At 30.6% G+C, this 19353-nt stretch carries 19 protein-coding genes and 1 other RNA gene; all 20 read left to right on the plus strand.

Going from position 1 to position 19353, the window contains the following annotated elements; genetic code table 11:
- The first annotated feature begins 42 nt into the window (after positions 1 to 42).
- The 20 genes from WC663_04725 to WC663_04820 all read left to right on the plus strand — a co-directional run bounded on the left by WC663_04725 (position 43) and on the right by WC663_04820 (position 19212).
- Entirely contained in the window at positions 43 to 837 is a 795-nt protein-coding gene (locus tag WC663_04725) for a hypothetical protein (protein MFA6296635.1), read from the plus strand.
- 145 nt (positions 838 to 982) lie between these two features.
- Positions 983 to 1312, plus strand: coding sequence for a GNAT family N-acetyltransferase (locus tag WC663_04730; protein MFA6296636.1), 330 nt, complete (start codon positions 983 to 985; stop codon positions 1310 to 1312).
- A 123-nt stretch (positions 1313 to 1435) separates the two neighbouring features.
- The gene (locus tag WC663_04735; protein MFA6296637.1) at positions 1436 to 2743 is read left to right on the plus strand and encodes a Ni/Fe hydrogenase subunit alpha; all 1308 of its coding nucleotides are present in this window, start codon (positions 1436 to 1438) and stop codon (positions 2741 to 2743) included.
- Between the two features lie 14 nt (positions 2744 to 2757).
- Positions 2758 to 3090 (plus strand): hypothetical protein, encoded by a 333-nt coding sequence (locus tag WC663_04740; GenBank protein MFA6296638.1) that lies wholly within the window; start codon positions 2758 to 2760, stop codon positions 3088 to 3090.
- Positions 3091 to 3111: 21 nt separating this feature from the next.
- Positions 3112 to 3573, plus strand: a complete 462-nt coding sequence (locus WC663_04745; protein MFA6296639.1) for a hypothetical protein — start codon at positions 3112 to 3114, stop codon at positions 3571 to 3573.
- A complete protein-coding gene (locus WC663_04750; protein MFA6296640.1) occupies positions 3548 to 3805 on the plus strand; it encodes a hydrogenase/urease maturation nickel metallochaperone HypA in 258 nt (85 codons plus the stop codon). Before WC663_04745 ends, WC663_04750 begins: the two co-directional genes overlap by 26 nt.
- 45 nt (positions 3806 to 3850) lie before the next feature.
- The gene (locus WC663_04755; GenBank protein MFA6296641.1) at positions 3851 to 5068 is read left to right on the plus strand and encodes a phosphoglycerate kinase; all 1218 of its coding nucleotides are present in this window, start codon (positions 3851 to 3853) and stop codon (positions 5066 to 5068) included.
- A 33-nt stretch (positions 5069 to 5101) separates the two neighbouring features.
- Positions 5102 to 6343, plus strand: coding sequence for a phosphopyruvate hydratase (gene eno / locus WC663_04760; GenBank protein ID MFA6296642.1), 1242 nt, complete (start codon positions 5102 to 5104; stop codon positions 6341 to 6343).
- A 136-nt stretch (positions 6344 to 6479) separates the two neighbouring features.
- Positions 6480 to 8060 (plus strand): 2,3-bisphosphoglycerate-independent phosphoglycerate mutase, encoded by a 1581-nt coding sequence (gpmI, locus tag WC663_04765; protein ID MFA6296643.1) that lies wholly within the window; start codon positions 6480 to 6482, stop codon positions 8058 to 8060.
- 152 nt (positions 8061 to 8212) lie between these two features.
- Positions 8213 to 8779, plus strand: a complete 567-nt coding sequence (gene pduL, locus WC663_04770; GenBank protein ID MFA6296644.1) for a phosphate propanoyltransferase — start codon at positions 8213 to 8215, stop codon at positions 8777 to 8779.
- Positions 8780 to 8893: 114 nt separating this feature from the next.
- Positions 8894 to 9592, plus strand: a complete 699-nt coding sequence (locus WC663_04775) for a hypothetical protein (GenBank protein MFA6296645.1) — start codon at positions 8894 to 8896, stop codon at positions 9590 to 9592.
- 62 nt (positions 9593 to 9654) lie between these two features.
- On the plus strand, positions 9655 to 10353 hold the full coding sequence (locus tag WC663_04780; protein ID MFA6296646.1) for a hypothetical protein: 699 nt from the start codon (positions 9655 to 9657) through the stop codon (positions 10351 to 10353).
- Between the two features lie 13 nt (positions 10354 to 10366).
- Positions 10367 to 11443 carry an acetate/propionate family kinase gene (locus WC663_04785; GenBank protein MFA6296647.1) on the plus strand — a complete coding sequence of 359 codons (1077 nt, stop codon included), beginning with the start codon at positions 10367 to 10369 and terminating at the stop codon, positions 11441 to 11443.
- A 157-nt stretch (positions 11444 to 11600) separates the two neighbouring features.
- Positions 11601 to 12716, plus strand: a complete 1116-nt coding sequence (locus tag WC663_04790; protein ID MFA6296648.1) for a DHH family phosphoesterase — start codon at positions 11601 to 11603, stop codon at positions 12714 to 12716.
- Positions 12704 to 13336, plus strand: a complete 633-nt coding sequence (locus tag WC663_04795; protein MFA6296649.1) for a DHHA1 domain-containing protein — start codon at positions 12704 to 12706, stop codon at positions 13334 to 13336. The genes WC663_04790 and WC663_04795 overlap by 13 nt, the downstream gene beginning before the upstream one ends.
- A 148-nt stretch (positions 13337 to 13484) precedes the next feature.
- Complete coding sequence (locus tag WC663_04800) at positions 13485 to 15899, plus strand: chitobiase/beta-hexosaminidase C-terminal domain-containing protein (protein ID MFA6296650.1); 2415 nt, start codon at positions 13485 to 13487, stop codon at positions 15897 to 15899.
- Positions 15900 to 16018: 119 nt separating this feature from the next.
- Positions 16019 to 16369: a hypothetical protein gene (locus WC663_04805; GenBank protein MFA6296651.1), complete on the plus strand. Its 351-nt coding sequence runs from the start codon at positions 16019 to 16021 to the stop codon at positions 16367 to 16369.
- Between the two features lie 143 nt (positions 16370 to 16512).
- Positions 16513 to 16956 (plus strand): ribonuclease HI family protein, encoded by a 444-nt coding sequence (locus tag WC663_04810; protein MFA6296652.1) that lies wholly within the window; start codon positions 16513 to 16515, stop codon positions 16954 to 16956.
- Positions 16957 to 17097: 141 nt separating this feature from the next.
- Positions 17098 to 17660, plus strand: an RNA gene (gene rnpB / locus WC663_04815) — RNase P RNA component class A.
- Positions 17661 to 17826: 166 nt separating this feature from the next.
- The gene (locus WC663_04820) at positions 17827 to 19212 is read left to right on the plus strand and encodes a sugar transferase (protein MFA6296653.1); all 1386 of its coding nucleotides are present in this window, start codon (positions 17827 to 17829) and stop codon (positions 19210 to 19212) included.
- Positions 19213 to 19353 lie beyond the last annotated feature (141 nt).

A 19353-nucleotide genomic window follows, 5' to 3' on the forward strand; every position in this document is an offset into this window, starting at 1 on the left:
TTACCTGCATTAAATATTTTGCGAAAATATTTTTAAATAAAAATGGAACAACAAAAATTAAAAGTAGCGATGGTTTCTTTAACTTCCTGTGAAGGATGCTATTTTAGTTTGCTTGATTTGGGAAATGAATTTTTGGAAATCGCAGATAAAATTGATTTAGTTAAATTTAGATTACTTAAGGAAGACCCGCCTTCGCTCCTAGCGAATTCGGAGCTTCGGCGGGCAAAGGAAAAATATGATATAACTTTTGTTGAAGGAAGTCCGATTTCAGAAGATAATTTTGATAAATTAATTGATTTAAGATTAAGGACGAAAAAAATGATAGTTTTGGGAGGATGTGCTCATACTGGTGGAACGTATGCAATGCGAAATCATACAGACAAGAAAAAAGCCTGCAAATATGTTTATCCAAAAACGAATAAAAAAATTTTTAATCCTAATATTTTAGAATTATCAAAAGTTGTACATATCGATGGGATTATTCCAACTTGTCCAGTTAATCCAAGAGAATTCGTAAGATTTATGTCTTTTGTTTTGAATAGTTTGACTTTTAAAATTACTGAGAGGCCAGTTTGTTATGAATGTCAGTTAGCGCAAACTTCTTGTTTATTAAAAATGGGATTGCCATGTTTTGGACCAATGGCTTTGGGTGGTTGCGATGCTCCTTGTCCTAGAGCAGGTATGCCATGCCAATTATGTCGTGGGCCAATGAAAGAAATACAATGGGATAATTTTGAAAAGAAAATGAAAGATATTATGGGAGCAAAAGTTTGGGAAAAAGATTATAATGAAATATTGGAAATTTTTAATGTTAAAGACAAGATAAGTGTTGAATAAGTTAGACTAGTTAGATTAGTTAGATTTGTTTCGGAAATTATGATATTCGGAAATTAACTACCCAACTTTTAGTTGGGGTTCGTCAAACTTTAGTTTGAAGTCGTAGATATTGGATATTAAGATATTAGAAATTAAATATTTTTTTATGGAAATAAAACAAGAAATTAAAAAATCAGAGGCCGTTAAAATTTTTGCTGAAAAAAATGGTGAGATTGTTGGAAGAGCATATTTATATTTGATAAAAAATGATTTGCATACAGAGCCTTATGGATTATTGGAAGATGTTTTTGTTTCGGAAAATCAAAGAGGAAAAGGTACAGGTACAAAATTAGTTCAAGCTGTAATTGAAGAAGCGAAAAAAAGAAAGTGTTATAAATTAATTGCAACAAGTAGAAAATCAAGAGAACAAGTGCATCAATGGTATTTAAAATTAGGTTTTGAAGATTATGGATGTGAATTTAGAATAAATTTTTAATTTGTACTATTTTTGCCAAAAATTATTTTTCTTCAGTCTGCGGAACTCGCCTCGTTTCACTCGGCTCAGACAATCCTCGACTTCAGAAAAAAAATTTTTGGCAAAATAAATTTTTAATTTATTATGTCAAAGAAAATAATAAAAATAAATCATCTAGCAAAAATGGAAGGGCATGCATCTTTTGAAGGTAGGATTTTGGCTGGAGAAATTTCAGAAGCGCATATTATTACAGAAGAAGGTGCAAGATTGATTGAAGGAACTTTAATTGGCAGACATTATTCTGAAGCGCCGACAATTACTTCTAGAATTTGCGGAATTTGTCCAATTGTTCATCATCTAACTGCAGTTAAAGCTTTAGAGGAATGTTTTGAAGTTAAAGTTAGTTCTGAAGTTGTAATGTTACGCAAAATTTTGGAATTGGCGCAAATTATTCATAGTCATGCTTTACATCTTTTCTTTTTGTCATTGCCGGACTTTTTGAATTATGATGATACAAAAAAAATGGCAGGCAGATATCCAAATGAAGCACAGATGGCAATTGATATTCGAAAATGGGCAACTGATTTATGTTTGGCGATTGGAGGCAGAATTACTCATCCATTAACAAATATGGTTGGCGGATTTAGAAGATGGCCAGAAGAAGAAAAATTAGAAAATTTCTTGGATGGATCTGGTGATATTTTAGAAATGGCATTGAAAATTGCTCAATTATTTAGAGATTTGGATTATCCAAAATTTGATAACTTGGGAAATTTTATTGCATTATCAAATGATAATGAATATGCAATATATGATGGTGAAGTTAAAGTTTGGGAAACAAAGAAAAATTTAGCTAAAAAAATATTTGGTAAAGAAATGAAAAATTACGAGGCTGTAAAATTTATAAAATTAATAAAAGAAGTTGAATTGCAAAACGAGATGGTTAAGCGAGTTAAATTTAAAAGAAAGCCATTTTTCTGCGGAGCATTAGCCCGAATAAATATTAATAAATATTTATTGAATGAAGAGGCATCAAAATTTTTGGAAACAACAAATATTGATTTTCCTTCTAGCAACACTTTCTATAATGTTTTAGCACAGGCTGTTGAATTAATTCATTGTATTGAAGAAATTAGAAATTTATTACGAGAGCTAAAGAAAATAAATTGGTTGAATGCAAAAAATGCAAGTTTTAAAATAAAAGCAGGAAAAGGTGTTGGAGCAATTGAAGCTCCAAGAGGCACTTTGTATCATTATTATGAAACTGATAAAGATGGATATATTAAAAATTGCAATATAATTACACCAACTGCTCAATTTTTAGCAAAGTTAGAAGATGATTTGGGTGTATTTCTTGGAGATATTAAAAATTTAACAGATCTGGAAAGAAGAAATAAAATAAAAATGATGATTAGAGCGTTTGATCCATGTATTTCTTGTGCGACACATTAATTAAATTAAAAAATATGAATAAAAATAAAAAAAATATTAGTACAGAAGGAAAAGAAATTTTAAGATTGCGTGATCTTTATAACTATTTACAAAAGCATCCAACTGACAAAGAAAATTTTTATAGCAGGATTCAGAATATGAAAAAAAAGTTAGACATTTTGGAGAAAAAGTTGAATGTTAAAGGTAAGATAATTATTTCAAAAAAAGAAAATAAGTCTTTAGAAGCAGCAATCAAAGCAGTTAAAAATAAAGGATTTGTTGATAATAAAAAAGAATTTGCTAAATTTTTGTATAATTGGCAATTATTTTTAGAGATGGAAAATAGAGTGAATAGTTTGGATAAGTAAAATATTTTGATTTTAAATAATATGAAAAAAGTTAGGGTAAAAAATAAGAAAAATATTGGAATTGAAAAATTAGCTAAAGAAATGAGAGCTGGTTTTAAAGAAATGCATAAAGAGATGAATGCTAGTTTTAAGGAAATGCATGCTGGTTTTAAAGAAATGCATGCTAATTTTAAAGAGGTAGATAAAAGATTCTATGAGCTTTATGATTTTTTGCAAAAGCACATGGTGACTAAGGAAGAGCTTAATAATATTTTGAGTAATTATGCAACGAAGAAAGATTTACAGGAAGTTAAAAATGAGTTGATGAATACAATGGATAAAATTGTTGGTGATTATAATACTGATAAACAAGAGCATGTAACTTTTATTTTGCATTTAGACCGATTGGCAGAAATGGAAATTAAAATTGGCAAAATGGATAAAGAGATTAAAACAATTAAAAATATAATTTTTAAAGATGCACGATTTTCATGCAGCAGATAATATTTTAAAAACTGCTATAGAATATGCCAAAGAAAATAAGTTAAAAAAAGTTGATAAAATTAAGATTGAATTAGGAAAATTTATTGAACATGGGCAAGAAATTTTGGCTGATAATTTAGAATTTAATATAAAAATGTTAGCAAAAGGGACGATTGCAGAAAATTGTGAAATTGTTATTATAGAAAAACGAGGAGAAAATGGATATAGATTAGATGAAATTGAAGGAGAATAAAATATTCGGATATTATGATATTACGGATATTAGATATTTAATTTTATGAACAAAAAAACGATCAAAGATATTGATGTTAAAAATAAAATTGTTTTAGTGAGGGATGATTTTAATGTGCCAATTAAGGATAGAAAAATTTTGGATGATTTTAAGATTAGAAAAAGTCTTGATACGATTAATTATTTGATTAAACAAAATGCAAAAATTGTTTTAATGTCACATTTAGGAAAACCGAAAGGAAAGATAGTTGAGAATTTACGATTAAAACCGGTTGCTGAATGTCTAGCTGCAATGATGAATAAGAGAATTGTAACCACAAAAACACAAAAAACTGGTGAAGACTCAAAAAATGGTGTGATTTATTATTGTGATGATTGCATAGGCAATATTGTAAAGAAAACTATTAATGATGCAGATTTTGGCGATATTATTTTGTTGGAGAATGTTAGATTTTATCCAGAAGAAGAAAAAAATGATGTAGAATTTGCTAAAAAACTGGCGAGTTTAGGTGAGATATTTTGCGAAGATGGATTCGGATCAGTACATCGGGGCCACGCCTCTGTTTCAGGAATTGCTAAATTTTTACCCGCTGTTGCTGGATTATTGCTGGAAAGAGAAGTCGATGTTTTGACAGAAGTTTTAGAAAAACCAGAACATCCATATCTAGTTATTTTAGGCGGAGCAAAAATTTCAACAAAATTAAATTTGATAAATAAATTAGCTAAACAAGCAGACAAGCTGTTGGTTGCTGGTGCTTTATCAAATACTATTTTTATGGCGAATGGCTTAAATGTTGGCGGTTCTCTTGTTGAAAAAGAAATGATTGATCAGATTAAAACAACTGTTTTGAAAAATAATAATATTGATATACCAATTGATGTTGTAGTTGGAAAAGAAAATGGTGATAATGCGAGAATTGTTGATGTTGGAAATGGTATAAGTAATGATGAATTTATTTATGATATTGGTCCAAAGACTATTGAATTGTTTAAAAGAAAAATTGATAAATCTAGTTTGGTTGTTTGGAATGGACCAATGGGAAAATTTGAAAATGAAAGATACGCAAAAGGAACATTTGAATTAGCAAAAGAATTAGTGAAGGTTAAAAAAGCTGTTGTTGGTGGAGGCGAGACTTCAATGGCAATCAGAGAGTTAGGATTAGAAGATAAAATTTATCATTTATCAACTGGAGGTGGTGCTATGTTGGAATTTTTGGAAGGAAAAGAGATGCCAGGAATAGAATGCTTGCAAGTTAAAAGTTAATAAAGTTTTTAAAGTATAAAGTAATAAATTTATATGAAGATAAACAAAATTAGAGCAAGAGAAATCCTTGATTCAAGAGGAGAGCCAACTGTAGAAGTGAAGGTCGATCTTGATGATGGAAAATTTGGAATAGCAAAAGTTCCTTCTGGTGCTTCAACAGGCGAGCATGAGGCTTTGGAATTAAGGGATAATGACAAAAAAAGATATGGAGGCAAAGGAGTAATGAGGGCATGTAAAAATGTTAATGATATTATTTCGGAAAGATTAGTTGGAATGGATGTTTTTAAGCAAGAAAAAATCGATCGAACTTTGATAGCATTGGATGGAACTCCAAATAAATCAAAGTTAGGAGCAAACGCAATTCTTGGAGTGTCGTTGGCTTGTTGTGTTGCAGCAGCTAATTCTAAAGAAATAGAATTATATCAATATATTGGTGAAATTTTTGGGAATAATAATTTTGTTTTACCACAAGCATATTTTAATATCATTAATGGTGGAAAGCATGCTGATTCTGGATTGGATGTCCAAGAATTCATGATTGTGCCAAAAGCAATTAATTTTTTTGAAAAAGTAAGAGTTGGATCTGAAGTTTTTCATGCTTTGAAAGATATTTTGCAAAGAAGAGAATATTCAGTTGGTGTTGGAGATGAAGGTGGCTTTGCACCAAAATTAGATAGCAATGAAGATGCGATTGAAACAATTTTGAGAGCAATTGAAGAAGCAGGATATAAACCAGGTGCTGATGTTAATATTGCATTGGATGTTGCTGCATCTTCTTTTTATAATAAAGAAAAAGGATATTGTTTGAATTCTGGTAAATGCATTGAGTCAGATCATTTAATAGCAATGTTTTCGGATTGGATTAGCAAATATCCAATAAAAATGATTGAAGATTTATTGGCTGAAGATGATTGGGAAGGTTGGAAGAAAGCTACAGAAAAATTAGGCGATAAAGTTCAAATTGTCGGCGATGATTTATTTGTAACGAATATAGAAAGAGTGAAAAAAGGAATAAAAGAAAATTGCGCAAATTCTGTTTTGATAAAGCTAAATCAAATTGGAACTTTGACAGAAACTTTTGAATGCATAAAATTAGCAAAATCAAAAGGATATGCAACAATGATTTCACATCGATCTGGTGAAACAATTGATACTTTTATTGCTGATCTTTGTGTTGGTACAAATTCCGCACAAATTAAATCTGGATCATTATCTCGTGGTGAAAGAGTATGCAAATATAATAGGTTGATGGAGATAGAGGAATTGTTGAAATAATTAAAAATTACAAATCTCAAATTCCAAACAAAATCCAAATTACAAATTACAAAGTCGACGGTTTGTTTTTTGTGTTTTGTATATTGTAATTTGTTTGGGATTTGGAATTTGTGATTTGGGATTTAATGCAAAAACTATGAATTACAAACAAGCAGTATTAATTATCCTAGATGGCTTTGGTATTGCGCCTCCAGGAAAAGGAAATTGTGCGACATTGGCGAAAATGCCATATTATAATTCTTTATTACAGAATTATACTCATACAGTAATAAAAGCTTCTGGCGAGGAAGTTGGTTTGCCTTGGGGTGATGTTGGAAATTCTGAAGTTGGACATGGTAATTTGGGAGCTGGCAGGATTTCTTATCAAAGCTTGCCATTAATAAATACAGCAATTTTAAATAAATCCTTTTTTAAAAACGAAGCTTTGATGGGAGCAATTCATCATGTCAAGAAAAATAAAAGTTCGTTGCATATTATGGGATTGATTAGTGCTGGCGGAGTTCATTCACATATTGAGCATTTATTTGCTTTATTAAAATTAGCTAAGCAAAATAGAATCAAAAAAGTCTATATTCATTGTTTTATGGATGGACGAGATATGCCAAAAGATTCTGGTTTAGATGCCGTAAAAAAAATTCAAAAAGAAACAAGCGGATTTTTTTCAGTAGGAAAAATTGCGACATTATCTGGTAGATTTTTTGCAATGGATCGAGATAATAATTGGGATAGAATTGAAAAGTCTTACAATACTATGACTGGAAATTGGAGCGTCGGAACGTCGGAACCAAAATTTTTTGCTGATCCAATTAATGCCGTAGAGGATTCTTATGCTAATAAAATTTATGATGAGCAAATGGAGCCAATTGTAATTGGGACAAAGGAAAAACCAGTAGCAAAAATTTCAAAAGGAGATGCTGTGATATTTTTTAATTTTAGAGCTGATCGAGCAAGACAGATGACCGAAGCTTTTGTCAGTGATAATTTTAAAGGTTTTAAGCGAGAAAAAATTGAGGATTTATTTTTCGTTTGTTTTACTGAATACGAAAAAGGATTATGTAAGAACATTGCATTTATGCAAAAAGAAACTCCAAATGGCTTGTCAGAAACCATTAGCAAGAATAATTTAAAACAATTTCATACAGCTGAAACAGAAAAATTTGCTCATGTAACTTTTTTCTTTAACTCTGGACGTGAAAAACCTTTTGCAGGCGAGGTACATAAAGTTGTTCCTTCTCCAAAAGTAAAATCTTATGACGAAAAACCAGAAATGTCGGCAGAAGGTGTGACAGTTGAAGCTATAAAAGCAATAAAAGAAAAATATAATTTTGTTTTGATAAATTTTGCAAATCCAGATATGGTTGGACATACTGGCAATATTATGGCAACAATAAAAGGATTAGAGCTTGTTGATACTTGTTTGAAAAAAATTATTCCAGAAGTTTTAAATAATAATGGAGTTGTTGTTTTAACAGCTGATCATGGAAATTGCGAGGAAAAAATAAATTTGCAAAATGGTAGAATAGAAAAAGAGCATACTGCAAATCCAGTACCTTTGGTTTTGATTGGAAAAGGATTGGAGCGAAAGTCAGATAATATTGATTTGAGTATTGAATCTTCAACTGGAGCGTTGGCTGATGTGGCGCCGACAATACTTTCTTTGCTTGGTTTAAAAAAGCCGGAAGAGATGACGGGATTGGATTTGACGAAAGTGATTTAGATATTCGGAAATTCGGATATTAAGAAATTAGAAATTGGAAATTATTATTTAATTTAGTTCAGATATAAATTTCGTGGTAGCCTAAAATTAAAAAGTATAAATTACTTTCGAAAATAGATTCGAAAACATTAGAAAATTAATTTGAGTATTATATGAAAATAAAAATAGAAGTAAGTGCAAGGCATATTCATTTGAGCCAAGAACATTTGGATCAACTTTTTGGAAAGGATTATAAATTAACAAAAAAACAAGGATTATCGCAAGAAGGTGAATTTGCTTGTGAAGAAACTTTGAAAGTTGTTGGACCAAAATTAGAAATTGATCATGTTAGAATAATCGGGCCAGTTAGACCAAGAACACAAATCGAAGTTTCAAAAACTGATGGTTTTATGTTAGGCAATATTCCTCCATTAAGAATTTCTGGAGATGTAGTTGGATCAGCGCCAGTGAAATTAGTTGGGCCTAAGGGTTTTGTTGATTTATTAGAAGGAATGATTATTGCAATGAGACATATTCATATATCGGAAGAACAGGCAGAAGGTTTAAAATTGAAGGATGGTCAAAGAGTTTCTATTTCTTGTTTTGGTGATAGAGGTCTGTTATTTAATAATGTTGTTGTTAGAGTTAATCCGAAATTTGATTTTTATTTACAGCTTGATACTGATGAGGCAAATGCTGCTGGTGTGGAAAATGGAGATGTCGGGGAATTGATTATTTAATTTCTACCCAGCTTTAGCTGGGGTATGTGCAACTTTAGTTGCAGTAGAAGTTTGATGAAAAAATAAAGTTTTTCGAACCACAACTAAAGTTGGGTAGATGCTTAATAAATTTTTATGCACGAACAAATTGGCGAAATAAGTCAAAAAGATATTATGGAATCAGGTGTTGAAAAAACTCCAGGTTTAGAAATTGCAAAAACCGAAGAATCAGAAGAAGCTGTAAAATTGTTAGACGAAATTGCAGGAGATATTGAGAATGATCTAAATATAAAAGCTGAAAGAATGATAATGCTTAGAGAAGCTTTGGGAAAATTGCGATTTAATTTTGGAGCGGAAGGCGAGACAATGACAGCTGAAGAATTAAAAAAAGTTCCTGATATGAAAGAAAATGTTGAGATTTATGAAGCTATGAAACGAGATTTTCATCTTGGTCGGGCAACACGAATTGATGAAGTTACTTATCTTACTCCAGGAATGGCAGAAGAAATAATCTTTGTTTATGATCCTGATGAAACTATGTCATTAATGAGTTTAAAAGTAATGACTGATAAACTAGCTGAAGTTTTGGGTAATGCAGAAGAAGTTAACATAAGGTTACCAAAATTAAATATTTTAACTGGAAAACAGTTGCGAAGTCTTTTGGCAAAAACTAATACTGTTAGTTTGCGGGGTTTGGATACCGTGCAGGTTGATGGAGATTTAGCGATAACTATAGACCAATGTGCTGGAAGAATTGTTATGGATGACAAGCAAATTGATAGGTTAAAAGAACTTTTTCCGAAGTTCGAATTTCGTAGAATTATGGGGCATTAATTAATAGACTGAAATTATATAACCTTTAGGTTAAAGCCAAGTAGAAATATTAAACATTTTTTATGAAAGAACAATTTGGTGAAATAAGTCAAAAAGATATTATGGAATCAGGTGCTGAAAAGACACCTGGTTTAGAATTGGCAAAAACAAAAGAATTGGATGAAGTTGCAAGTCGAGCTGATGAAATTGCTGATGATTTAAAAAATGATCGAAATATAAAAGCTGAACAATTGATTGGATTAGAAGTGGCTTTGGGAAAATTGAAGGTTAATTTTGGCGCTGAAGGTGAGACTATGACAGTTGAAGAATTAAAAAAAGTTCCTGATGCAAAAGAAAATGCTAGACTTTATAGGATAATTGAAAATGCAGTTAAAGAAGGAAAGGCAATTGGGATGGAAGAAGTTACTTATCTTACTCCTGGTATAGCTAGAAAGTTAGTATCTGTTTTAGCGCCATATCAGATTGCGGATTTGTTAAATCTTAAAGTAATGACTGATGGAGTAGCTGAAGTTTTAGGTAAAGCAGAAAAAGTAAGTATAAGTTCAGCAGCATTGGAAAAAATAACATGGAGACAATTGAATGCTTTGTTTGCAAAAACTAATACTGTTCATATGTGGGGTTTAGAAGTGGATAAAAATGATAGGAAATTAGCTAGAATTATTAATTTACATTCAGAACGAATGGTTATGAATGGTAGTCAAATTGATAAATTACATGAATTATTTCCAGATTTAAATTTTCGCGGACTTATGGGCCATTAATTAAAGTTTTATTATGCAAAAATATATACTAGTTATAAATTCAGGTTCAACTTCTTTAAAATACAAATTATTTTTAGAGACTGATTTAAAGATGATTAGATCTGGATATATTGAACACATTGGTGAAAGTGAAATTAAAGATCATGAGCAAGCTTTTGGAATAGTTTTGGAAGAAATCAAAGATTATAAAAATGATATTGTAAAAATTGGACATCGAGTTGTGCATGGAGGAACTAAGTTTGTAGAGCCAACAAAGATTGATGAAAACGTTTTGAAAGAATTAGAAGAAGTAAGTAAATTAGCGCCATTACATAATCCAGCAAATTTAATGGGAATTAAGGCATCTATGAAATTATTGCCAAATGTTTTAAATGTTGCTGTTTTCGATACTGCTTTTCATCAAAGTATTCCAGAAAAAGCGTGGAGATATGCGATTGATGATAAATATTTTAAACAATATGGAGTGAGGCGATATGGATTTCATGGGATATCACATGAATATGTTTGTGGACAAGTTAAAAGTCAAAAGTCTAAAGTCAAAAGTAACAATTCAAAATTAAAAATAATCTCCTGCCATCTTGGTGGTGGATGTTCGGTTTGTGCTATTTCTGATGGCAAATCTGTTGATACTTCGATGGGATTTACGCCACTTGAGGGATTGGTGATGATGAGCAGATGTGGTGATATTGATCCAGCAATAGTGACATATTTGCAGAAAAAAGAAAATTTAAGCGTTGATCAAATTGAAGAAATTTTGAATTTTAAATCTGGAATTTTTGCATTATGTGGTGAGACAAATTGGTTGAAAGTTTTGGAACGTGTTAAAGTTAATGATAGATTAGCAAAAATGGCTTTTGATATTTTTGTTTATAGAATAAAAAAATATATTGGTAGTTATTACGCAATTTTAGGCGGACTTGATGTTTTGGTTTTTACTGGATCAATTGGATCTGGAGATGCTTTAACTCGAGAGGCTGTTTGTGACGGTTTGCCATTTTTGGAAAATGTTGAAGTGACGGCGATTAAGACGGATGAGGAAATGATGATCTCTAGGAAAATTCTAAGCACTAAATTCGTTAAAAGCTTCTAAGGTCGCTTTTAACTTCTAAGCAAATTCAAAGAACAAAAATATAAATATACGAAGAGGCTCAGCCTTTTATTTAAATTGTTGGTTTGTGTTTTTAATAAAGTTGATTTTAAATGTAATTGCTTAGTTTTTTTAATAAAAGGCTGAGCCTCTTAAGATTATGCAAAGACTTTGGCAGGTAAAACAAAAAATAAGTGAAGATTTTATTAATAAATTTCCAGAATTTGATTCTGTGATTTTGCAATTGTTATTTAATAGAGGAATTGATAATCAGAAAAAGATTGATGAATTTTTTAATCCAGATTATTCAAAAAATTTATTTGATCCATTTTTATTGAAAGATATGGATCGAGCGGTTGAAAGAATTTTTAAGGCATTAAAGAATAAAGAAAGAGTTGGAATTTTTGGTGACTATGATGCTGATGGCGTAACATCATCTGTTTTATTAACAGAATTATTTAAAAAAATTGGTTTGGCTGGGCAAGTTTATATTCCTGATCGAGTCTCTGAAGGCTATGGAATGAATAAGAAAGCAATTGATTGGCTAGCAAAAAAAGATATTAAATTGATTGTCAGTTGTGATTGTGGTGTTTCAAACAAGGAAGAAATTGATTATGCAAAAGAAAAATATGGAATTGATTGCGTAATTACTGATCACCATCATGTTCCTATAGATTTTGATAAAAAATATATTGTTGTTGACTCAAAAAGAAAGGGTGATAAATATCCATATAAAGAGTTGGCGGGTGTTGGCGTTGTTTTTAAGCTGGCTCAGGCATTGATCACTCGAATTAATTTTCGAATAAAAGCGAATGAATTTTCGAATGTTAAACTTGAAAATGGTTGGGAAAAGAGTTTGCTTGATTTAGTGACGATTGGCACGATTGCGGATTGTTCGCCGATTATTTCGGAGAATAGAACATTGGTGAAATATGGATTAAATATTATAAAAGAGACTGAAAGAATTGGTTTGCAAAGTTTGATGCAAGTAGCTTGCGTTGATCCAAAATTAATTAATAGCGACAGAATCGGTTTTGCAATTGCGCCAAGAATTAATTCAGCTGGCAGAATGGATCATGCTTCGGCATCGTATAAACTTTTGATTACAGAAGATTTGGAAAAAGCAGTTTGGTTGTCTAAAAAAATCGATAAGACAAATTCAAGCCGGCAATCTTTGACAAGTAAATTAGTTGATGAGGCAAAAAAGAAAATTGGCGATGTCAAAGATCAAAAAGTATTAATGGCATCTGGTGGAAATGGCCTTTGGGCGTTGTAGGTATTGTGGCTGGCAGGATTTGTGAAGAATATAATCGGCCAACTTTGATTTGTGGTAAGGGCTTGATTGAATCTGTTGGATCAGCTAGAAGTATTCCTGCTTTTGATATTATTGACGCTATTTCTTCTTGTAAAAATTTGTTATTAGAATATGGCGGACATAAACAAGCAGCTGGCTTTTCTTTGAAAAATGAAAATTTTGAAAAATTTCATAAAAAATTAGAAAAAATTGCAACAGAAAAAATAGATGAAAAAGATTTACAGCCAGTAATTGAAATTGACAGCGAAGTTGATTTTAAAGATGTGAATTGGAATTTGTATGAAAGATTATTAGATTTTGAACCTCATGGAATTGGAAATCGAAAGCCGGTTTTTTTGGCAAAAGATATTCAAGTTATTAATGCTTATCCTGTTGGCAAAACAAAAAAGCATTTAAAAATGAAAATTAAGTCTAATTCCGATAGTCGGATTTTTGATGTGATTGGTTTTAATCATGGACATAGAGTAGAGGAGTTAAATAAAAAAGGTAAAATGGATATTGTTTTTAATTTGGATTGTAATGAATGGAATGGAGAAAAGATTTTGCAGTTGAGACTTGTTGATTTTAGGATTTCACTCTAATAAATTTTCGAATAAAAGCGAATTCATTAAAAAATTTCTATTCAAAATTTTTTAATTCGAATGATGTTCCGATAACTTTTTGTGGATAATATTTTATTCTAGATATGGTATACTTAGATTATCTAAAATTGGTATAATTAAAACAAATATGTATTTTTTTAATACAAAAATAAACAAAAAAGTACGAGGGGGGGGGCTTAATGGAAAGGTAAAATTTTTTAGTATTTCAAAATACAAGATTCTTTTGAGTCTTTTTTTTGTTTTGGGGGTTTGTTTTTGTTTTGGTAAAATAACGTTTGCTTATCCACCCTATACACCAAATTCTGATTTAGTTGTTGTGGGTCCTTATGATACTGCACCAACAAGTGGAGTAAAAAATATAGGTGATGGAGTAGGCGATGGAGTTGCTAAACGTTATTGGTTAAACGGCGGTCAAAAATACAGAATTCGGCAGAATGGAACCATTAGTAAAGCTAAGGTCTGGGTACCAAACTCTAATGGAACATTTACTTTTTTTCAAATTCAAATATGGAGACCAAATGGAACAAATTTTGATTTAGTAGGAGAATCGGAAAATTTTTATTCTTCAATTACAAAAAATCAAGTTAATGAGATCACTTTATCTTCTCCTATCTCCAATGTTCAAGAAGGAGATTATTATGGAATTGTAATTTCGATGAATGGTGATACTGGGTCAATGTATGCAAGAAGTGGTTTGACCGGAGTCAATCTATACTATACTTCGACGACGCCTAGTGATACTAATTATAATTGGTTGGCAAATTCTAAACTATCAGGATATGCTATTCCACTAGAATTATATATGCAAGCGCCACAGGGTGTTTTTATCGGTGATTCTATTGTGGCTGGTCATCCTGCTAATTATAGTTTCTTAGAAACTACAGCAACAACAGATATTAGTTCTACTATTGAGAAACAATTTAGTAATCTTACAGGATATACTTATCAAAATATGGGTATTGGTTCACAGACAACTTCTAACATATCTGCTCGTTTTACCAATGATGCATTAAATTTAAAACCTAGATTTATAGTAGTTGAAGGAGGAGTAAATGATTTAGCTGGAAGTGTAGATAAGTCTGTTTTTATTGCAAATTGGACGAGCATGTTGGATGCGGTACAAGCAGATGATGATATAACAACAATAATAATTTTGAAAATCTTACCTTGGACAGATGGAACAAATATTCAAATGCAAACTAGAGATGATTGGAACGCATCATTAGTTACTTTGTCATCAGGATATTCAAAGGCTATAGTTGTTGATGCGAGTACTTATGTGGGGCAGTTTCGTGCAGGTGGTGATGTTGGAAATCTTTGGGATATACAACTCGCTTATGATGAGTCGGGAGTACATTTTAATCAAGCAGGAAATTCTCAAATAGCACAAGCAATTGCCGATGCATTAGATAGTGATGCTCCAGTTACAACTGCTCTTCCATTAGGGGGAATATATAACAGTTTTAAAACAGTAACTTTATCTTGTGATGATGGTAGCGGACAAGGATGTAATAAAACATATTACACAATTGACGGGACAGATCCAACTACAAGCTCACCTGAATATACTGTTCCTCTAGATATTTCTTCTAATACTACTTTAAAATTCTTTTCAGTTGATGTTGTTGATAACCAAGAATCAGTAAAAACAGAAGTTTATGTTATTGACACAGAATCACCAGTAACAACTGCTACTCCAGCTGGTGGAACATACGATAGCGTTCAAGTAGTTACTTTGACAACAGATGAAGCAGCAACAACATATTACACATTAGATGGCACAGATCCAACAATTTTATCGTTAGTCTATTCTTTGCCAATCACAATTTCTGAAACATCAGTTCTTAAATTTTTTTCAGTTGATAATGTTGGAAATTCCGAAAGTGTAAAAACTGAAGAATATATTATTAATACTGAAGCTCCATTTATTCCTTTCATTGAAAAACTTAATTTAGAAAACGTAATTCTAAATCAAACCTATCAAAGTCAACAAAACAATGCAGATCTTCTTTTCTATCTTCTTCCTAAACAAAAAGTAATCAAAGATCTATATATTAAATTAATCAGAAACAAGAAGAAACACCTTAATGGTTTTACAAAAAAGAATAGTTATCCAGGTTATTTAAAACTATTATCAAATATTGGTACAGTAAAAAAAGCTTATCAAAAAAATGTTAATAAGCATATTAATTTTAGAGTCTCTGTTAGATATTCTAAAACAAAATTAAACAAGACTAACATCAAAGAAAAGAATCTAAGATTATTTATTAAAGATCGAGATGGTATTTGGCGAGGACCATACAGAATTTATCAAAACAAAACAACTCATACTCTAAAATTTAAGATTAGAAATTATTTAGTTAGACAACCGAAAAATCCTGTTCCAAATCCACTTGATGTCAAAACAAAAAATAGACCATTTGCGCCATCATTTTACTTTAGAACTTTGAAAAAGATTAAATTCGTAATTGCAGAGAAAAATACATTATCTAAATTAACAAATTCTGAAACATCGGATAGCCAAGATTTTGATTTTGAATAAGAAATTAAGAATACTAAAACAGGCTAAAAAAATAGTCTGTTTTTTTATTGTTAAAATTGTTAAATTGTTTTATTGTTGATATATAGGAATATTTTTTGTGAATTATTTATTAAAATAAAATGTTAACTAAAACAGATCTAAAATCAATAGCTGGCTTGATAAATAAAAGCGCTAATGGTTTGGAAAAAAGACTAGATAAAAAGATTAATAATTTAGACAAAAAATTTGATAAAAAGTTTGATTCTTTTGCAATTATGGTTCAAAAAGGTTTTGAACATGTTGATAAAAGATTTGAAAACATCGAGCAAGATATTTCAGTAATGAAAACAAGTATTTCAAAAATAGAGACAGATGTTTCTGAAATGAAAATAAGACTTTCAAAAATAGAGACAGATATTTCTGAAATGAAAGAAGATATCGAATATTTGAAGCAAAAATTGATTGTAGTTGAAGAAAAATTGATTATTTAGAACAAAAAATTGGTGGATTATCAAAAGTTGAACAAGAAGATGTTGATGTTTTGGCTGTTGATTTAGAAAAATTAAAAGTTAAAGTACAAGATTTAAAAGTGCAGGTTCAAAATCAAAAAACATTAAGTTAATTATATTTTTTTATGGCAACAACAGATTATATTGATAGTAAGAAAACTAAAGAATTAGATATTTATACTGATGGCGGATCCAGAGGAAATCCTGGCAATGCAGCAATTGGAGTGGTGATTTATAATTCTGATGGTTTGGCAGTTGAAAAAGTTTCTGAATATATTGGTGAAGCAACAAATAATCAAGCGGAATATAATGCGTTGATTGTTGGTTTGCAAGAAGCGCAGAATTATAAAGCAAAATCTGTTCATTGTTATTTGGATAGTGAATTAGTTGTAAAACAGATGAAAGGACAGTACAAAGTTAAGAATGAAAATATGAAACCTTTATTTACAGTTGTCCAAGGATTAATTAAAAATTTTGAAAGTGTGAAATTTACGCATATTCCTCGCGAGAAAAATAAAGAAGCGGATCGTCTTGTTAATTTGGCATTGGATAAAGCAAAAAAAAGTTAGACTAGTTAGATTTGTTAGACTGGTTAACAATCTGAAATCTGACATTGCTAAATTGTTTCATTGTTAAATTGTTTTTTGGCTTATTTGAGCTTATATAAATACATTGACAAAAATGTATTTTTTTGTTATGTTGATATGACTCAAGTAAGTTGAGTGATTGCTCTGTACATGGTTTGCAAAAATTATGTGCGGAGAGGAAAGTCCGGGCATCATTTGGAGGTTGGATGTGAGAAATGGGAAATGGGAAAAGAAAAATTCTCATTTTCTCATATCCCATATCCAACTTCCAATTTCGTGGTAGTTCCGAAATGGAACCAAGTATAAGAAATTGCTAACTGCTAATAGTTTATAGCTAATAGTTGATAGTTGTTTCGAAGCTAGGACCAGTGCCACAGAGACGTAAACTACCGGGGAACTAGTAACTAGGAAACTAGTAATTAGGGAACTGGAAAAGGTGAAAAGAGTGGTGTAAAAGACCACAGATTGTCATGGTGACATGGCAATGGGGTAAACTCTACCTGATGCAACCCAATATAAACTGGGGCATGAATTGTCAAGCAATTGACAATCCAGAGAGATAATCACTGAATCTCTAATTTGCACTAATTTAGCACAAATAGCACGAATAACTATTTGTGAAATTCGTGATAAATTTGTGCCTATTAGAGATTCTACAGAACCTGGCTTATAGACTTACTTGAGTCATTTTAATCTGCCTACGTCTTGAGGGACTTCGGTAGACAAGAAGTTATAAACAACCCAACATGTTTTGTTGAGTTTTTTTTATTTTTGGGTTAGAATAATGTTAGTAAACAGGAAACAGAAAACAGTATTTTCTATTTTCTATTTTTCATTAACTATTTTCTATAAATGAAACGATCTGAATTATTTTTTACTGCGGCATTAGTACCACTTGACTTTTTAATGTTATTATTGGCTGCTGTTTCAGCTTATTTTTTGAGATTCACTTCTTACTTTGTAGATCTTCGAGAAGTAAAATTTGATATGCCGTTTGCAAAATTTATAGTATTTGTTTCTATTATTGCTTTGGCTTGGTTAATAATTTTTGCCTTTTTGGGATTATATGATGTAAAAAAGAAAAGAAGATTTGTTGATGATTTATATTTAGTTTTTGTTGCAGTTTCAACTGGCATGGCAGCAATATTTGCATATTTGTTTTTTTCACAAGAATTATTTGGGTCGCGTTTCATTGTTTTATTTGTATGGTTGTTCAGTATTGTCTATGTTGTTATTGCAAGACAATTTGTAAAAATTTTTCAAAAATGGCTTTATAGATTCAACATTGGCGTTCATCGAGTAGTTTTAGTTGGTCTTAATTCAATCAGTCAAAGCATAGTTAAATATTTAACCGAAAAAAAATATTCTGGCTATAAAGTGGTGGCAAGAATAAAAAGTTTTGATGAAACAGTTGAAGGAACATTGGAAAGAATTTCTCAACGAAAAGGCATTGATGAAATTATTCAGATAGATCCAAAATTACCAAAAGGCCAAGTATTATCTTTGATTGATTTTGCTGATGAAAGAAAAATTGATTTTAAATATGCTCCAGATCTTTTTGGAACTCAAGCAACGAATATTGATGTTGAAACTTTTTATGGCGTACCGATTGTATATTTAAGGAGAACTCCTTTGGATGGATGGGGTAGAATTATAAAAAGAATAATTGATTTTATTTTAGCATTAATTTTATTGATTATTTTATCGCCAATATTTTTTTTAGTCGCATTAATTATAAAAATTGATTCACGAGGTCCAGTGTTTGTGAGATTGAAGCGTGTTAAAAAAGATGGAGAATTCTATATTTTTAAATTCAGGTCAATGGTTAAAAATGCGCATAAAATGAAAAAGGAATTATTAAAATATAGTGATAGAAAGGGTCCATTATTTAAGATGAAGGATGATCCTCGAGTTACCAGGGTTGGCAGAATTTTGAGAAAAACAAGAATTGATGAATTACCGCAATTGATGAATGTTGTTTGCAATGAAATGAGCTTAATCGGTCCAAGACCGCATGAGCCACAAGAGGTTGAAAAATATACAAAACATCAAAGAAGAGTTTTGGAAATAAAACCTGGAATGACTGGAATGGCTCAAGTTTCTGGAGCTTCAGATCTTAGTTTTAATGAAGAAGTTAGATTAGATACTTATTATATTGAAGATTGGTCATTGTTATTAGATTTACAGATTTTTTTAAAAACAATTATTATTGTTATAACAATGCATGGAGCAGCGTAGTGCGAAATCCTGAATTCTAAATCCTAAACTCTAAACAAATCAAAAATCCAAATATTAAAATTCAAAGAGTTGGGTTTTGAAATTTAGGTTTTATGTTTTGAATTTATTTAGAATTTAGAGTTTAGAAATTAGAATTTTAAT

Source organism: Patescibacteria group bacterium (genome assembly GCA_041662665.1).
In the GTDB taxonomy this organism is placed as follows: domain Bacteria; phylum Patescibacteriota; class JABMPQ01; order JABMPQ01; family JAQVVF01; genus JAQVVF01.

What these genes read in the sequence shown, in the direction of transcription:
- WC663_04725 (MFA6296635.1), top strand. Translation starts at nt 43, where the DNA reads ATGGAACAACAAAAATTAAAAGTAGCGATGGTTTCTTTAACTTCCTGT.
- WC663_04730 (MFA6296636.1), top strand. Translation starts at nt 983, where the DNA reads ATGGAAATAAAACAAGAAATTAAAAAATCAGAGGCCGTTAAAATTTTT.
- WC663_04735 (MFA6296637.1), top strand. Translation starts at nt 1,436, where the DNA reads ATGTCAAAGAAAATAATAAAAATAAATCATCTAGCAAAAATGGAAGGG.
- WC663_04740 (MFA6296638.1), top strand. Translation starts at nt 2,758, where the DNA reads ATGAATAAAAATAAAAAAAATATTAGTACAGAAGGAAAAGAAATTTTA.
- WC663_04745 (MFA6296639.1), top strand. Translation starts at nt 3,112, where the DNA reads ATGAAAAAAGTTAGGGTAAAAAATAAGAAAAATATTGGAATTGAAAAA.
- WC663_04750 (MFA6296640.1), top strand. Translation starts at nt 3,548, where the DNA reads ATGCACGATTTTCATGCAGCAGATAATATTTTAAAAACTGCTATAGAA.
- WC663_04755 (MFA6296641.1), top strand. Translation starts at nt 3,851, where the DNA reads ATGAACAAAAAAACGATCAAAGATATTGATGTTAAAAATAAAATTGTT.
- eno (MFA6296642.1), top strand. Translation starts at nt 5,102, where the DNA reads ATGAAGATAAACAAAATTAGAGCAAGAGAAATCCTTGATTCAAGAGGA.
- gpmI (MFA6296643.1), top strand. Translation starts at nt 6,480, where the DNA reads ATGAATTACAAACAAGCAGTATTAATTATCCTAGATGGCTTTGGTATT.
- pduL (MFA6296644.1), top strand. Translation starts at nt 8,213, where the DNA reads ATGAAAATAAAAATAGAAGTAAGTGCAAGGCATATTCATTTGAGCCAA.
- WC663_04775 (MFA6296645.1), top strand. Translation starts at nt 8,894, where the DNA reads ATGCACGAACAAATTGGCGAAATAAGTCAAAAAGATATTATGGAATCA.
- WC663_04780 (MFA6296646.1), top strand. Translation starts at nt 9,655, where the DNA reads ATGAAAGAACAATTTGGTGAAATAAGTCAAAAAGATATTATGGAATCA.
- WC663_04785 (MFA6296647.1), top strand. Translation starts at nt 10,367, where the DNA reads ATGCAAAAATATATACTAGTTATAAATTCAGGTTCAACTTCTTTAAAA.
- WC663_04790 (MFA6296648.1), top strand. Translation starts at nt 11,601, where the DNA reads ATGCAAAGACTTTGGCAGGTAAAACAAAAAATAAGTGAAGATTTTATT.
- WC663_04800 (MFA6296650.1), top strand. Translation starts at nt 13,485, where the DNA reads ATGTATTTTTTTAATACAAAAATAAACAAAAAAGTACGAGGGGGGGGG.
- WC663_04805 (MFA6296651.1), top strand. Translation starts at nt 16,019, where the DNA reads ATGTTAACTAAAACAGATCTAAAATCAATAGCTGGCTTGATAAATAAA.
- WC663_04810 (MFA6296652.1), top strand. Translation starts at nt 16,513, where the DNA reads ATGGCAACAACAGATTATATTGATAGTAAGAAAACTAAAGAATTAGAT.
- WC663_04820 (MFA6296653.1), top strand. Translation starts at nt 17,827, where the DNA reads ATGAAACGATCTGAATTATTTTTTACTGCGGCATTAGTACCACTTGAC.